Source organism: Pseudomonas sp. CFBP 13711 (assembly GCF_014842265.1).
In the GTDB taxonomy this organism is placed as follows: Bacteria; Pseudomonadota; Gammaproteobacteria; order Pseudomonadales; family Pseudomonadaceae; genus Aquipseudomonas.
The window spans coordinates 26,005-39,627 of record NZ_JACYVI010000011.1 but is presented as its reverse complement, the minus strand read 5'-3'; the positions used below and the strand labels follow the sequence as shown (position 1 = coordinate 39,627).

Below are 13,623 nucleotides of genomic sequence, written 5' to 3'. Positions count from 1 at the left end.
GGCCGCGACGGTATCCCTGCCGTTCGCGGCCATTTCGGCAAATTTGTCTGAACCGCTGCGTCCCTCTCCCGGTCAGGTCTTGCATGAGCATTCACCCGCTTCTGTGCAGGCACTGACAGGCGGACAGATAACTGAAAGGCAGCCTCCTCCCCATGACCGACATCATTGATCACTTGCCCCCCGTGCTACGACCGCAAAGCGAAATGATCCTGGCCGACATACGCGCCTCTGGCTCGACCATCGATGTGGTCAAGAGCGGCGCTCAGGCCAATGGCTTCGTGCTCGGTTTGCGTTGCTGCGGGGGAATCGACGCGCAGCAGGCCGAGCAGCTTTCCGAGTTCTATGACGCCGTCGTGGAGTCGCGGTTGAAACGGCTGACACTCGGGTTGTCCTGAGCAGCTTTATGCGGCTTGCCTGAGCGCCGGGCCCGTCCCTTTTATTTTTAGCCATTGTCAGCGGATGACATGTTTACCAACGGAGCCACACCATGCGATCCAATACTTCCTTTCTTTTCGACCTCGACGGCACCCTGACCGACAGCGTTTATCAGAACGTCACGGCGTGGAAAGAAGCCCTCGATTCGGAAAACATTCCTCTGGCGATGTGGCGAATCCACCGCAAGATCGGCATGAGCGGCGGTTTGATGCTGAAGATGCTGTCCCGGGAAACCGGGATGGAAATCACCGAGGCGCAGGCCGAGCGGTTGAGTAAAAGGCACGCCGAGGCGTATGAGAGAACTCAGGATCAGATCATTGCTTTGCCTGGCGCTGTTGATTTGCTGAAGACGCTGGACGATGAGGGCTTCCCCTGGTGCATCGCGACCAGTGGGGAGATGTCGACGGCGCAGATCAATTTGAAGGCGTTGGGGCTGGACCCGAAGAAGATCAATCTGATCACGCGCGATGATGTGAAGAATGGCAAGCCGGACCCGGATTTGTTTGTGACGGCTGCGAAGAAGATCGACGCGAAGATTGAGGATTGTCTGGTGATCGGCGATGCGATCTGGGACATGCTGGCGGCGCGGCGGTGCAAGGCGACGGGGATTGGGTTGCTTTCGGGTGGCTACGATGTGAGTGAGCTGGAGCGGGCCGGGGCGTTGCGGGTGTATGAGGATCCGCTGGCGTTGCTCAACCATCTCGATGAGATCGCTACTCGGGAATAGCCAAATCAAGAGCGTCTGCCTAACGGCAGACATTTCGCCTTCGGCGAGTTACTTGATAAAGCCCCAAGTAACCAAGGGCTTTGTGCTCCTGGTTGGGCCCTTCCTTCGTCAGGGTTCCTTCACTCCGGTCTCACTCCGTGGGCCCGCGCCGAACGGGCATCCATGCCCTGACGGCGCTCTCGCCGCATCCATGCGGCTCGGCCCACTGCGCGAGACCTGCGTTCAGCCTGCACCCAAGTCGCGTTTCGCGGTGACTGAACCTTCTGTGTATGAAGATCAAAAGCAGAGCTAACGCGTTCTTGGTAGGACTGGCTTTAGCCGGGAAGACGCCAGTGCTGGCGCCATCAATTTTGATGGCGCCACGCGCAGCTTTTTAGTGGGACCGGCTTTAGCCGGGAATACGTAGGCCGGATCACTCCCAACTTTGCTGAATGCACGCACTGCTCTTAGTGGGACCGGCTTCAGCCGGGAATTCGCAGGCCGAATCACTCCCAATTTTGCTGAATGCACGCGCTGCTCTTAGTGGGACCGGCTTTAGCCGGGAAGAGGCCAGTTCATGCGCCACTAATCTTGGCCGTTGAAACCGGCTCCAGACTCGACGCGCTGATCGTTCCCACGCTCCGCGTCACCCCAATCGGCTAACCACCCTGCCTTCACTCACCCGCGTTATAAACCGGGTAGTCGATATACCCCTCTTCCGTCCCGCCATACAACGTGGCCGGATTGACGGGGTTGAGGGGCCAGCCGTTGGCGATGCGGGCCGGCAGGTCGGGGTTGGCGATGAAGGGGCGGCCGAAGGCGATGAGGTCGGCCACGCCGGCGTCGATCAGGCGGTTGCCGCGTTCGGCGGTGTAGCGGCCGGCGTAGATGATGCGGCCGGTGAAGGCTTCGCGGATGGCTTTGCGGAAGGTGTCCGGCAGTTCGGGGGCGTTGTCCCAGTCGGCTTCGGCGATGGAGACGTAGGCGACGCCTGCGTTTTCCAGGACCTTGATGGCTTCGACATAGGTGTGGTGCGGGTCGCTTTCCACCAGGCCGATGTAGACGCGTTCTTCGTCGGTGCTGGCGAACAGCGGCGAGAAGCGCACGCCCAGACGGTCCGCGCCTACGGCTTCGGCGACGGCAGTGACGATCTCGCGCAGGAAGCGCAGGCGGTTTTCCAGCGAGCCGCCGTATTCGTCATCGCGGTGGTTGGCGTGCTCGGAGATGAACTGGTTGACGAGGTAACCGTTTGCCGCGTGAATTTCCACGCCATCAAAACCCGCTTCGATCGCATTCTTAGCCGCCTGGGCATACAGCTTGACCAGCTCGCGGATTTCCTCGACGGTCAGCGCACGAGGCGTCGGCGGTACGACCAATTGCCCTGCGCCGGGCGCCGTTTCGATGAACGCTTTGGCGTTGGCCGCCGGAATCGCCGAGGGGGCAACCGGCGCTTCGCCGTTAGGCTGCAAGGCGTGATGGGACACACGGCCGACGTGCCAGAGCTGGGCGAAAATCACGCCCTCTTCTGCGTGCACTGCATCGGTCACTTTGCGCCAGCCTTCGACCTGCTCGGCGCTGTAGATGCCCGGGGTCCATGCATAGCCTTGGCCGCGCGGCTCGATCTGGGTGCCTTCGGTGATCATGAAGCCGGCGGACGCCCGTTGCTGGTAGTAGCTCGCCATCAAGTCCGAAGCGATATCGCCCGGCTGCAGGCTTCTCTGCCGGGTCAACGGCGGGAAGGCAATGCGGTTTTTCAGCACGTGCCGACCGAGGTTGACGTGGGTGAGCAAGGGTTGAGTGGACATGGGTGATACTCCGTTCAAGTCGTTGAAAGTGTTGGCTAGATCGCACTGCGTAGACCAGTCGTCTAGTGAATGGCCGGGAGTCTAAAGCGCACGTGCAGACCCGGCAATGTCAGATCCGCAATGATTCCGGACATCGGCCGCAGACAACGCCACTTACAGAATCTTGCGCTTTTGAGCTCATCTACCCAGACGACCCGTTGCAGTCGGTCGTCCCGCGCTTATGATTCCGCGCATCGAACGTTGGTCGACCCTCGGCAATGCCAGTGGGCTCATTGGTCTACACCCCACATCCTGAACAGGCACTCCATGAACATCATCCGCAGCAAGGACTTCACCGGTGACCGCCCATGGGCCGCGTTGGCCATCGCCAACATGAACGGCATCACCACGCGACTGCACTGGACGGATCAGCCCTACAAATGGCACGTGAATGACGGTCAGGAGGTTTTTGTGGTGCTGGACGGGCAAGTGGAGATGCGCTTCAAGCAGGACGGCGTCGAGCAAAGAACCGTGCTGCACATCGGCGATATTTTCTACGCCTCCATCGGCACGGCCCACGTTGCCCACCCGTTGGGTGAAGCGAGGATTCTGGTGATCGAAAGCGAGGGCAGCGCTTGAGCCAGGCCGCCTGATCACTGCAAAGCGGTGGTGCCTGGACGGGCCCCTTCGCGATCAATCAAGGCTTCCACGCCCCGCCTTCAACGATCACCGCCGACGGATCGGTGTCCGCCGCCAGTTGATCGCGCACGTACTGGTTGTACAGCGAGAGCAGATACTTCTGCTGACCGAGGCTGGCCAGTTCGGTGTTCACCCAGTCGCGCAGTTCAGTGTTGCCCTTCTTCACCGCCGGGGCGATCGGCGCTTCTTCACCGAGTTTCTGTGCGAGCACGCGGTAGCCGGGGTTCTGCTTGGCCCAGCTGAACAGCACCAGGTTGTCCTGGGCGTAGGCATCGCCTCGGCCGTTGGCCAGCGCCTGCAGCGACTCGGAATTCTTCTCGAACTTGAGCAGCTTCCAGTCCGGGTGGTTCTTGGTCAGCCAGATATCCGCCGTGGTGCCGGTGGTGACGATGACGGTTTTGCTCGCCAGATCATCCAGCGTCTTCACCGGGCTGCTGTCGGGCACCAGGGCCTGCACGGCGACGCGCAGGTTGGGGTGGGTGAAATCGACCACTTGCGCCCGTTCCGGCGTCACGGTCATGTTGGCGAGGATCAGGTCAACCTTGTCGCTCTGCAGAAACGGAATGCGGCTGGCGGGCTCGACCACCACGAACTCGATCTTCTTCTCGTCGCCGAGCAGATCCTTGGCGAAACGCCGACCCAGATCGGTGTCGAAGCCGACGTAGTCGCCCTGTTCGTTAACGAACCCGAACGGCGGTTTGTCGCTGAAAACGCCGACAATCAACGTGTCTCGCGCCTTGATTTTTTCCAATGACCCTGCGGCAGAGTCGGCGGCATGGGCGGCAGCGGTGCCGACCAGCAATCCGAGGGCGAGCAGTGGCAGTACGAGGGGAGATTTAAGGGTCACGATGCTTTCCTTTTTGGCATGTTTTCTACGTATGAGAATTTCTCCAGGAACTGCTGCGCGCGTGCGGTCTGCGGGGCGCTGAAGAAGGATTCGGGGTCGCTCTGTTCGGCGATACGGCCGCCGTCCATGAACAGGATTCGATCGGCCACCGCGCGGGCAAAGGCCATTTCGTGGGTGACGATCAACAGGGTCATGCCACTGCGGGCCAGGTCGAGGATGACTTCCAGCACCTCCTTGACCATCTCCGGATCAAGCGCAGCAGTGACTTCGTCGAACAGCATGACCCTGGGGTTCATGCACAGCGCGCGGACGATGGCGATGCGTTGCTGCTGACCACCGGAAAGCTCGCGCGGATAGGCGTCGCGTTTGTCCAGCAGGCCGACGCGGGTTAACAGTGTCTCAGCCTGTTGCTGCGCGTCGACGCGTGTGCGCTTCTGCACGCTCAGTGGTCCGAGCACAATGTTCTCCAGCACGGTCATGTGCGGGAACAGGTGGTAGCTCTGAAATACCATGCCGATCTGTTGCCGCACCTGGCGCCAATCGGTGTTGGCCGGCAGGTCCTGACCGGCAAAGCGGTACTGCCCGGCATGGCCGAGCTCGAGACCGTTGAGGCAACGCAGCAAGGTGCTTTTGCCGCAGCCGCTGGGGCCGAGAATCACCACCACCTCGCCTTCACGAATGCTCAGGTCAACGTCTTGCAACACCGGCACCGAACCGAATTTTTTGCTGAAGCGGGTCAGTTCTATCAATGGGCTCATGAATGATTCCAACGCCGCTCGAGCACCCGCGAAGCGGCCGAGAGCGGATAACAGGCAAGAAAGAAAAACACGAACAGGAAGCCGTAGATCAGCACCGACTCATAGGTCCGCTCGATGATTTGCTGGCCGATCTTGATCACGTCGACGACGCCGATCAGCACCGCCAGGGAGCTGGTTTTGATCAGCCGGGTGAAGACATTGATCAGCGGCGGCGTCATACGCCGCAACGCCTGGGGCAGCAGCACGCGGCCGTAGAGTTGCAGCTGGCCGAGGCCAATCGCGAGCCCCGCTTCCCGTTGCCCTTTCGGAATCGAGCGCAGCGCCCCGCGCACCACTTCGCCGGTTTCACTGGCGCCCCACAGCGACAGCACCAGCACCGCGCACCAGAAACCGGGGATGCTCCAGCCGAGAAAAATCGGCAAACCGAAAAAGAACAGGTACAGCCAGACCAGCACCGGGATCGCCCGGAACAGCTCCAGGTAGATCAGCAGCACCCCGTCGACCCAGCGCACGCCGAGGTTGCGCAGCACGCCATAGGTCAGCCCGCCGACGCTGCTGAAGATGATCGCCAACAGCGAAATACCCAGCGTGCGACCGATGCCCTGGGCCAGTTGCGGCGCCGAAATCCACAGCAATTCAAGACCCGAACTGGCCATGCTGGAGCCTCCTTTCAATCAGGCGCAGCAGCAGCGACAGCGGCACGAACAGCAGCACGCACAGGCCGGTCATGACCGCGAGCATTTCGTAGGTTTTGTAGTACAGCGCGATGTAGCTTTTGGTGGTGTAGAGAATTTCCGGCACCGCCACCGCCGAGACCACGGTGGTTTCCTTGAGCAGAAAGATGAAGTTGGCGAACAGTGCCGGCAGGCTGAGGATCCCGGCCTGGGGCAGGATGACGTGGCGCAGCAACTGCCAGCGCGACAGGCCGATGGACAGCCCCGATTCGATCTGCGATTTGGGCACCGCGTCGATGCCCGCGCGCAGGATCTCGGTCAGGTACGCGCCGCCCATGAAGGTCATGGCAATGACCGCCGAGGCAAACCCGGAGATGCGGATGCCCAGCGTGGGCAGCGCGAAGTAGATGAAAAACAGCTGGATCAGCAACGGCGTGTTGCGCGCCAGCTCCACATAGACGCGCACCAGCGGACGCAGGATCGGCACGCCGAACGCGGTGATCGCGGCATTGATCAGCGCCACGCACAGCGAGGTACCGATGGCGATGAAGCCCACTTGCAACGTGACCCCGACGGCGCTGACGAACGCGGGCAGCGTGGACACGGCAAATTCAACATCGAACGCCATATCAACCCTGGCCCTGGTTGGTGAGGTTGTCGCCATCGACGGGTGGATCGATACCGGCCGGTCCCGGGGCTGAAAGGTTGTGAAGGATCGTTGATGGGGCGGTAGACACATTAACTCCTGCCAATGACGGGTAAAACGCGACCCCATGGGTGGGTCGACGCGGGTTCGTTTGTGGGTCATTGCAGGCTTTATGCCACGCCGGAAGGTCCCGGGATTCAGCGCGATCGAGGGTCGTTAAGGGGCGTAACTGTTTGTTTTGCATGGCAAGTGGTGGAGTGCTGTTGCTGGGACAACAGTGTCAGCGGCTTCGATGATTGGAGGTCCGAAGCACAGGCTGGCACCGCGCTTACCCAAGGCATTGCCATGGCTGGCTTTTTTGTCGATGCCGCATCGCCGTCTAGCCGACCCAGCGGCGTGGGCATACGCCTTGCTATCTCCACAGCACTCCGCGCTTTCGGGCTTTACGCACAACAAGCCGTGCCGCGGACCTCGCCTGTTCCGATCCGATCCAGGAGCCACCCCATGACCCAACGCACTGAAACCCTCAAGCTCGGCCTGTTCCTGCGGGCCACCGGGCATCACATCGCCGCGTGGCGCGACAGCGGTTCCGAGGCCGACGCGGGCACTCGGCTGGACCACTTCATTGATCTGGCGCACAAGGCCGAGGCGGCCGGGTTCGACACGCTGTTCCTCGCCGACAGCGTGTCCGTCAGGGGCATCGATGCACCGACGTTCGACCGGGTCATCGCGCCGAGCCTGAGCTTCGAGCCGCTGACGCTGTTGTCGGCCCTGGCGACCGTGACCTCGCGCATCGGTCTGATTGCCACGGCCAGCACCAGTTACAGCGAGCCGTACAACCTGGCGCGACAGTTCGCCTCGCTGGACCAGATCAGCGGCGGTCGCGTGGGCTGGAACCTGGTCACCAGCAGCGACCCCGACGCAGCGAAGAATTTCGGCGGCGGGCATCAGGGCGAGCAGGCGGCGCACGCCGACCGCTACAGCCGGGCGCGGGAATTTCATGAGGTGGTCGACAAGTTGTGGGACAGCTGGGAGGACGACACGCTGCTGCTGGACAAGGACAGCGGCGTGTTTCTGGACCGCAGCAAGCTGCACCGGGCCGACCACCGGGGCGAGCACTTCCATGTGCGCGGGCCGCTGAACGTGCTGCGCTCGCCCCAGGGCAAACCGGTGCTGGTGCAGGCGGGTGCTTCCGAGGATGGGCGTGCGCTCGCGGCCGCAACCGCTGAAGCGATCTTCGCCGCGCACCAGAATCTCGGCGACGCCCAGGCGTTCTACAGCGACATCAAATCCCGCGCGGCGGTGCTGGGGCGCAAACCGGAGCACATCAAGATTCTGCCCGGGGTGACGATCTTCACCGCGCCGACCTCCGCCGAAGCCCACGCCAAACATCAGCGCCTGCAGAATCTGGTGCACCCGGAAGTCGGCCTGAGTTTGCTGTCCGGGCTGCTCGGCGGCGTCGACCTCTCGCACCTGCCGCTGGACGGGCCGCTGCCCCAGGACCTGCCTGCCACCAACGCCTCGAAAAGCCGCCAGCAATTGATTCTGCAACTGGCCGCCGAGGGGCTGAGCATCCGCGAGTTGTACCTGCGGCTGGCCGGCGCACGGGGTCACTGGACCCTGGTCGGCTCACCCGAAGAAGTGGTCGATCAACTGCAAGCGTGGTTTGAAGGGTACGGTGCCGACGGCTTCAATATCCTGCCGCCGACCTATCCCGAAGGACTGGACGATTTCATTGCGCTGATCCTGCCGGAGCTCAAACGCCGCGGCCTGGTGCCCGCCGACGGGCCGACCGGCAAGACCCTGCGCGAACGGCTGGGCCTGCCCTACCCGGCCCACCCGGCAGCGCTTGCGCGCGGCGTTCTGCTAGCGGTGTGACAACTGAGCCTTTCCCGGCTAAAGCCAGTCCTACAAGGTAATCACGGTCCCACTATGTGCGCGCGGTCCAATTGGGCGGGTGCTGTGGGGACCCTGACAGACATCAGGGTGCCCGTTCCTGCCAAAGCGCCTTCGCCGCCGTTTCAAGCCGGACACGCTGCGTATACTCAAGCGCGACGAAGCACAGGACTTCGAACCGCCGGGGGCTACGATGCTGGACGAACATCAATCTCCTCTTTATGACCGCTTCCCGCCGCCAGCGGAACAACACTGGCCGGAGGCGATTCGGCACCCTTCTCTGCAGCCCCTTGCGCACCCGGCCGCGCGCATCACTCCCGTCTGCAATCAGGACGCCGCCGCGCAAAGCGATTACGCCCAGAGCCTTCACGCCCGCAAGATGGCCGAGTTCAGCGCCTCCATCGCCCATGAAATCTGCCAGCCTCTGCTGGGCATCGCCGCCAATGCCGCTGCCAGCCTGCGCTGGCTGCAGCGCGACGTGCCAGAGATCGAAGAGGCCATTGCCGGTCTGAAGGACATCCGCGCCGGCTGCGAACGCGCTGCCAACATCGTCAAGGCCCTGGGCGCGCTGGCCCGTCAGACGCCTTTGCAGCTGCAGATCCTGAAGATTGACGACGTCATTCGCGAAGCCATACGCCTCACCCAGCCTGCGCTTACCGCCCAGCGGGTGCGGCTCGAAACCGGTTTGTTCGTCGACCAATCCATCGTCGCCGACGCCGTGCAGTTGCAGCAATTGCTGGTCAACCTCATCACCAATGCCGTGGAAGCCATGGCCGGTAACCGCGCCGCCGCTGTCCTGCGCATCAATTCGTTCACCCTCGATGACGGTGTTGAGGTGTGCGTCGAAGACAACGGCCCGGGCATCCCGGCAGACCGTCGCGAACAGATCTTCGGCGCGTTCTATACCACCAAGAGCAGCGGCCTCGGCGTCGGGCTGGCGATCTGTCGCGCGGTGGTGGACGCCCATCACGGCCGCATCTGGGCACAAGCCTCGGCCAGCGGTGGCGCGCGCATCCGCGTTCAGCTGCCGACGTGCTGTTACTGAAAGGCTGCCCGTCCTCTAGCCATCCCCCAACGACGCCTCATGAAACAGGGTTCAATCGGGCGCGCCAACCACGCCGCACACCCACGATTGTGTCCAAACGCCAATCATTCACATTCGTTCGCGCAATCCCCTAGAATGCCGCCTGGATTCAGGCTCGTGCCCCCTGCGCTGGCAGTGGCGGTAACAGAAAGGCGATCAAGGCATGCGCGACATTCCAAAGCAGAAAACAGTGGCGGTGGTGCTGTTCAACGACGTGCTCATGCTCGACGTGACCGGCCCCATGGACGTTTTTTCGATTTCCAATCGACTGCTGGCGCCGGAGAAGCAATACCGACTGATCACCGTGGCCGAACCCCCGCTGCTCATCCGCAGCTCCTGTGGGCTCAAGGTTCAGGCAGACCTGGCGCTGGACGATCTCCCAGCCGACATCGACCTGCTGCTGGTCCCCGGCGGACCGGGCGCGTACGGCGTCAGCCATCCGCAACTCGACGCCTGGTTGCCTACCGCCGCCCAGAGCGCCCGGCGTTTCGGGGCGATCTGCACCGGCGCGTTTCTGTTGGGTGACGCCGGCCTGCTCGACGGTTACCGCTGCACCACTCACTGGAACTACGTTGAGCGGTTGGCTCGGCGCTTTCCCGCCTCCCGGGTCGAAACCGAGCAGATCTACGTGGTCGACCGCAACCTGATCACTTCCGGCGGCATTACAGCGGGGATCGACATGGCCCTGGCCATCGTCGCCGAAGACCACGGCAAAGAGGTCGCGCTGGAGGTCGCCAAAGTGCTGCTGGTGGTGATGAAGCGTCAGGGCGGACAAACGCCCTACGGCCCGTTGCTGGCGGCGGTGCCCCGGGATGACAGCGCGATCGCCCGGGTGCAGGCCTACGTCGTCGACCACATTGATGAGCCCTACACCGTGCAGCGAATGGCCGACCTGGCGGCGATGAGCCCGCGCAATTTCGCTCGGGCGTTCCAGCGCGAAGTCAGCCTGACGCCCATGCAATTTCTGCTCAACGCGCGCATCGACCATTCACGCAAACTGCTCGAAGGCAGCGACCTGCCCCTCAAGGTCGTGGCCAGTCGTTGCGGCTTTGGCAGCGCGCGGCACATGCGCAAGGCATTCAGCGAGCGCATTGGCGTGACGCCCGGACAATACCGTCAGCAGTTCGGCGGCGACTGAACGAGTGCGCGCGTCAGTCATCTGATCTTCAAGGGCGGCCGTTGCGCCGCACACTCGCCAACAAGCTCGCAGACACGCACACTGCGCTGCTTGTCTGAAACACACACCGTTCAATCCCTGGAAGGACTTGCCCATGACCACCCACACCGAAACCGCGCTGCTTGCCGGAGGCTGCTTCTGGGGCATGCAGGACTTGCTGCGCCGCTACCCCGGCGTCGTCTCGACCCGCGTCGGCTACTCCGGTGGCGACGTTGACAACGCCACCTATCGCAACCACGGCACCCACGCCGAAGCCATCGAAATCGTCTTCGACCCCAAGCAAATTTCCTACCGCAAAATCCTGGAATTCTTCTTCCAGATTCATGACCCGTCGACCCCGAACCGCCAGGGCAATGACCGGGGCGTGAGCTATCGCTCCGCGATTTTCTACCTCAACGACCAGCAGAAAGCCGTGGCCCTGGACACCGTGGCCGAGGTCGATGCCTCGGGCCTGTGGCCGGGCAAAGTCGTCACCGAAATTGCCCCGGCCGGACCGTTCTGGGAAGCCGAGCCCGAGCATCAGGATTACCTGGAGCGCATCCCCAACGGCTACACCTGCCATTTCATTCGCCCAAACTGGACACTGCCGGTGCGGGACAAGGCCACTACCGCCTGATTGGGTTTACTTTGACGGGGGGCCGCGTGCCAGAGCGGTCCCTCGCACATCACGGTCATCGCCGGAGTAGAGTCTCCAACTGGCATCCGTGCATAAACTAATAACCAAACGATATTTATCCAATTCTTTTTAGAACATTATGATTCGTGGCTTGCGCCCTTTCGCGCCTCACTCGCCACGAGTTCGCCATGCCCATTCTTCGTACCATCGCTGGCACTTTCATTCGAAACGCATTGCTGACCGGCCTGGTCGCTGCGATGGCGAGCGGTTTCGCGCTGTCGGCGAGTGCTCGAGAAACGGTGCGCATCGGTTACCAGAAATCCTCCACCCTGATCACCCTGCTCAAAACCCAGGGCACCCTCGAGGAGGCACTGGGGAAAGACAACATTGACATCACCTGGCACGAGTTCCCCAGCGGTCTGCCCCTGCTTGAAGCCTTGAACGTCGGCAATGTCGACATCAGCGCGGACGTCGCCGATACCGTGCCGATCTTCGCCCAGGCCGCGAAGGCCAAACTCACCTATTTTGCTGAAGAGTCGCCCTCGCCCGCCGCCCAGGCCATCGTTGTGCGCACTGACTCGCCGATCCGCCAGTTGTCGGATTTGAAAGGCAAGAAGATCGCCGTGACCAAGGCGGCCGGCACCCATTACCTGTTGATCGCCGCGCTGAACAAGGCCGGCCTTTCGTTCTCCGATATCCAGCCGGCGTACCTGTCCCCGGCAGACGGCCGGGCGGCGTTCGAGAATGGCAAGGTCGACGCCTGGGTGACGTGGGAACCCTTCCTCACCAGCGTGCAACGCCAGTTGCCGACGCGCACGTTGAATGACGGCGTCGGCCTGGCCAGTTACAAGCGCTATTACCTGACCAGCACGCCCTACGCCAAGGCGCATCCCGAGGTGCTGAAGCGGGTTTACGAACAGCTGCAAGAGGCCGGCGGCTGGATCAAAGGCCACCCCCGGGAAGCCGCGCAAGTGCTCGGCCCGCTATGGGGCAATCTGGACGTGGAAACCGTCGAGGCCGCCAACGCACATCGCAGTTATCAGGTCGAGCCGGTGAAGACCGACCAACTGGGCGAACAACAGAAGATCGCCGATGCCTTTTTCAAGGCCGGGCTATTGCCCACTGCTGTGGATGCCAAGGACGTGGACATCTGGACGCCATGAATGGAGCACCTGGCGTTGCCAACCGCTGCACCTGACCCTTCATTCCCACTCTTGAGCGCACTTGATGAAAGGCTTAAAACCGCTGTCGCTGTCTGCCGTACTCGGCTCCGCCCTGCTGCTGAATGCCGTGTTTTCGTTCTCCGCCGTCGCCGGCCTGCTGGAAAAGGGCCGCAGTCAGGGCCTGACCGCCGGCATCGCCAATGAGCAACCCTATGCGTACGTGGGCACTGACGGGAAAATCGTCGGCGCCAACGTCGAAATCCTCCGGGCCATTCTGGAGCCCCTGGGCATCAGCAAGGTTGAGCTGCCGATCACCGAGTTCGGCTCGCTGGTGCCGGGTCTTGCGGCAGGTCGTTTCGATCTGATCGGTGCCGGCCTGTTCATCAATCCGGCGCGCTGCAAAGTGATTGGCTATTCCAACCCGGTCACCCGTTCCGGCGGCGCGTTTCTGGTCAAGGCCGGCAACCCGCTGAAGCTGCACAGCCTCAAGGACGTCGCAGCCAACGGCAAGGCGCGGCTGGCGACCCAGCCCGGCAGCAATCAGGTGCAGGAAGCCAAGGACAGCGGCATCAGCAATGGCAACGTTGTGCTCTTCGACAAGGACACTGAAGCCCTCGCCGCGCTGCAGGCCGACCGCGTCGACGTGGTGTACTTCCCGGATGCCGAGATCATCGGCCTGCTGAAAAAAGCCGAGGGCACGCCGGTTGAACGGGCGCTGCCGTTCGAGCAGATCCCGGATGCCGGCGGCAAACCGACCTGGAATTACCACGCCTACGGCCTGCCGAAAAACGATCCGGCGTTTACCCAGGCGTTCAATGAGCAACTGGCGAAACTGCGCGCGTCCGGCGACCTGCTGAAGATCCTGCAGAAATACGGCTACACCGAAAACGAACTGCCACCCGCAGACGTGACGGCCGAGCAACGCTGCAACCGCTGATGCCGACCTGATGCTGATGCCGATGCCGATGCCGATGCCGATGCCGATGCCGATGCCATTGTAGGACCGGCTTCAGCCGGGAAGGCGTCGGTGAGCACACCGCAAAATTGATGGCGCCTGCACGGGCCTCTTCCCGGCTGAAGCCGGTCCTACAGCGGGATCGCGTGCATTCAGTGGGACCGGCTTCAGCCGGGAAGGCGT

At 62.4% G+C, this 13,623-nt stretch carries 14 protein-coding genes; 9 read left to right on the top strand and 5 right to left on the bottom strand.

Annotated features, from left to right (window positions below):
* Positions 1-152 precede the first annotated feature (152 nt).
* Both IFT47_RS19795 and IFT47_RS19790 read left to right on the top strand, forming a co-directional pair.
* Complete coding sequence (locus IFT47_RS19795; protein ID WP_192172239.1) at positions 153-395, top strand: hypothetical protein; 243 nt, start codon at positions 153-155, stop codon at positions 393-395.
* 92 nt (positions 396-487) lie between these two features.
* On the top strand, positions 488-1,162 hold the full coding sequence (locus IFT47_RS19790) for an HAD family hydrolase (RefSeq protein ID WP_192172240.1): 675 nt from the start codon (positions 488-490) through the stop codon (positions 1,160-1,162).
* Between the two features lie 653 nt (positions 1,163-1,815).
* Here IFT47_RS19790 and IFT47_RS19785 read toward each other — a convergent pair.
* Positions 1,816-2,946 (bottom strand): alkene reductase, encoded by a 1,131-nt coding sequence (locus IFT47_RS19785; protein ID WP_192172241.1) that lies wholly within the window; start codon positions 2,944-2,946, stop codon positions 1,816-1,818.
* 306 nt (positions 2,947-3,252) lie between these two features.
* On the opposite strand from IFT47_RS19785, the gene IFT47_RS19780 reads away from it, so the two are divergent.
* Complete coding sequence (locus IFT47_RS19780) at positions 3,253-3,564, top strand: cupin domain-containing protein (RefSeq protein ID WP_192172242.1); 312 nt, start codon at positions 3,253-3,255, stop codon at positions 3,562-3,564.
* A 58-nt stretch (positions 3,565-3,622) separates the two neighbouring features.
* On the opposite strand, the gene IFT47_RS19775 is transcribed toward IFT47_RS19780, so the two are convergent.
* From IFT47_RS19775 to IFT47_RS19760, 4 genes are read right to left on the bottom strand one after another with little or no spacing between them, the layout of a single operon-like run.
* Positions 3,623-4,474 (bottom strand): transporter substrate-binding domain-containing protein, encoded by an 852-nt coding sequence (locus IFT47_RS19775; RefSeq protein ID WP_192172301.1) that lies wholly within the window; start codon positions 4,472-4,474, stop codon positions 3,623-3,625.
* A complete protein-coding gene (locus tag IFT47_RS19770; protein ID WP_192172243.1) occupies positions 4,468-5,229 on the bottom strand; it encodes an amino acid ABC transporter ATP-binding protein in 762 nt (253 codons plus the stop codon). The genes IFT47_RS19775 and IFT47_RS19770 overlap by 7 nt, the downstream gene beginning before the upstream one ends.
* On the bottom strand, positions 5,226-5,885 hold the full coding sequence (locus IFT47_RS19765) for an amino acid ABC transporter permease (protein WP_192172244.1): 660 nt from the start codon (positions 5,883-5,885) through the stop codon (positions 5,226-5,228). Before IFT47_RS19765 ends, IFT47_RS19770 begins: the two co-directional genes overlap by 4 nt.
* Complete coding sequence (locus tag IFT47_RS19760) at positions 5,866-6,531, bottom strand: amino acid ABC transporter permease (protein WP_192172245.1); 666 nt, start codon at positions 6,529-6,531, stop codon at positions 5,866-5,868. The genes IFT47_RS19765 and IFT47_RS19760 overlap by 20 nt, the downstream gene beginning before the upstream one ends.
* 522 nt (positions 6,532-7,053) lie before the next feature.
* On the opposite strand from IFT47_RS19760, the gene IFT47_RS19755 reads away from it, so the two are divergent.
* From IFT47_RS19755 to ehuB, 6 genes are all read left to right on the top strand, one after another.
* The gene (locus IFT47_RS19755; protein ID WP_192172246.1) at positions 7,054-8,427 is read left to right on the top strand and encodes an LLM class flavin-dependent oxidoreductase; all 1,374 of its coding nucleotides are present in this window, start codon (positions 7,054-7,056) and stop codon (positions 8,425-8,427) included.
* Positions 8,428-8,638: 211 nt separating this feature from the next.
* Complete coding sequence (locus tag IFT47_RS19750; protein ID WP_192172247.1) at positions 8,639-9,490, top strand: sensor histidine kinase; 852 nt, start codon at positions 8,639-8,641, stop codon at positions 9,488-9,490.
* A gap of 202 nt (positions 9,491-9,692) precedes the next feature.
* Entirely contained in the window at positions 9,693-10,667 is a 975-nt protein-coding gene (locus IFT47_RS19745) for a GlxA family transcriptional regulator (protein WP_192172248.1), read from the top strand.
* A gap of 133 nt (positions 10,668-10,800) precedes the next feature.
* A complete protein-coding gene (msrA, locus tag IFT47_RS19740) occupies positions 10,801-11,322 on the top strand; it encodes a peptide-methionine (S)-S-oxide reductase MsrA (RefSeq protein ID WP_192172249.1) in 522 nt (173 codons plus the stop codon).
* A 257-nt stretch (positions 11,323-11,579) separates the two neighbouring features.
* Positions 11,580-12,485: an aliphatic sulfonate ABC transporter substrate-binding protein gene (locus IFT47_RS19735; RefSeq protein ID WP_244655905.1), complete on the top strand. Its 906-nt coding sequence runs from the start codon at positions 11,580-11,582 to the stop codon at positions 12,483-12,485.
* A 64-nt stretch (positions 12,486-12,549) separates the two neighbouring features.
* Complete coding sequence (gene ehuB, locus IFT47_RS19730; protein ID WP_192172251.1) at positions 12,550-13,422, top strand: ectoine/hydroxyectoine ABC transporter substrate-binding protein EhuB; 873 nt, start codon at positions 12,550-12,552, stop codon at positions 13,420-13,422.
* Positions 13,423-13,623 lie beyond the last annotated feature (201 nt).

Coding starts and splice junctions, on each gene's coding strand:
- IFT47_RS19785 (WP_192172241.1), bottom strand. CDS start 2,946: ATGTCCACTCAACCCTTGCTCACCCACGTCAACCTCGGTCGGCACGTG.
- IFT47_RS19745 (WP_192172248.1), top strand. CDS start 9,693: ATGCGCGACATTCCAAAGCAGAAAACAGTGGCGGTGGTGCTGTTCAAC.
- IFT47_RS19755 (WP_192172246.1), top strand. CDS start 7,054: ATGACCCAACGCACTGAAACCCTCAAGCTCGGCCTGTTCCTGCGGGCC.
- IFT47_RS19760 (WP_192172245.1), bottom strand. CDS start 6,531: ATGGCGTTCGATGTTGAATTTGCCGTGTCCACGCTGCCCGCGTTCGTC.
- ehuB (WP_192172251.1), top strand. CDS start 12,550: ATGAAAGGCTTAAAACCGCTGTCGCTGTCTGCCGTACTCGGCTCCGCC.
- IFT47_RS19750 (WP_192172247.1), top strand. CDS start 8,639: ATGCTGGACGAACATCAATCTCCTCTTTATGACCGCTTCCCGCCGCCA.
- IFT47_RS19790 (WP_192172240.1), top strand. CDS start 488: ATGCGATCCAATACTTCCTTTCTTTTCGACCTCGACGGCACCCTGACC.
- IFT47_RS19735 (WP_244655905.1), top strand. CDS start 11,580: ATGGCGAGCGGTTTCGCGCTGTCGGCGAGTGCTCGAGAAACGGTGCGC.
- IFT47_RS19795 (WP_192172239.1), top strand. CDS start 153: ATGACCGACATCATTGATCACTTGCCCCCCGTGCTACGACCGCAAAGC.
- IFT47_RS19780 (WP_192172242.1), top strand. CDS start 3,253: ATGAACATCATCCGCAGCAAGGACTTCACCGGTGACCGCCCATGGGCC.
- IFT47_RS19770 (WP_192172243.1), bottom strand. CDS start 5,229: ATGAGCCCATTGATAGAACTGACCCGCTTCAGCAAAAAATTCGGTTCG.
- msrA (WP_192172249.1), top strand. CDS start 10,801: ATGACCACCCACACCGAAACCGCGCTGCTTGCCGGAGGCTGCTTCTGG.
- IFT47_RS19765 (WP_192172244.1), bottom strand. CDS start 5,885: ATGGCCAGTTCGGGTCTTGAATTGCTGTGGATTTCGGCGCCGCAACTG.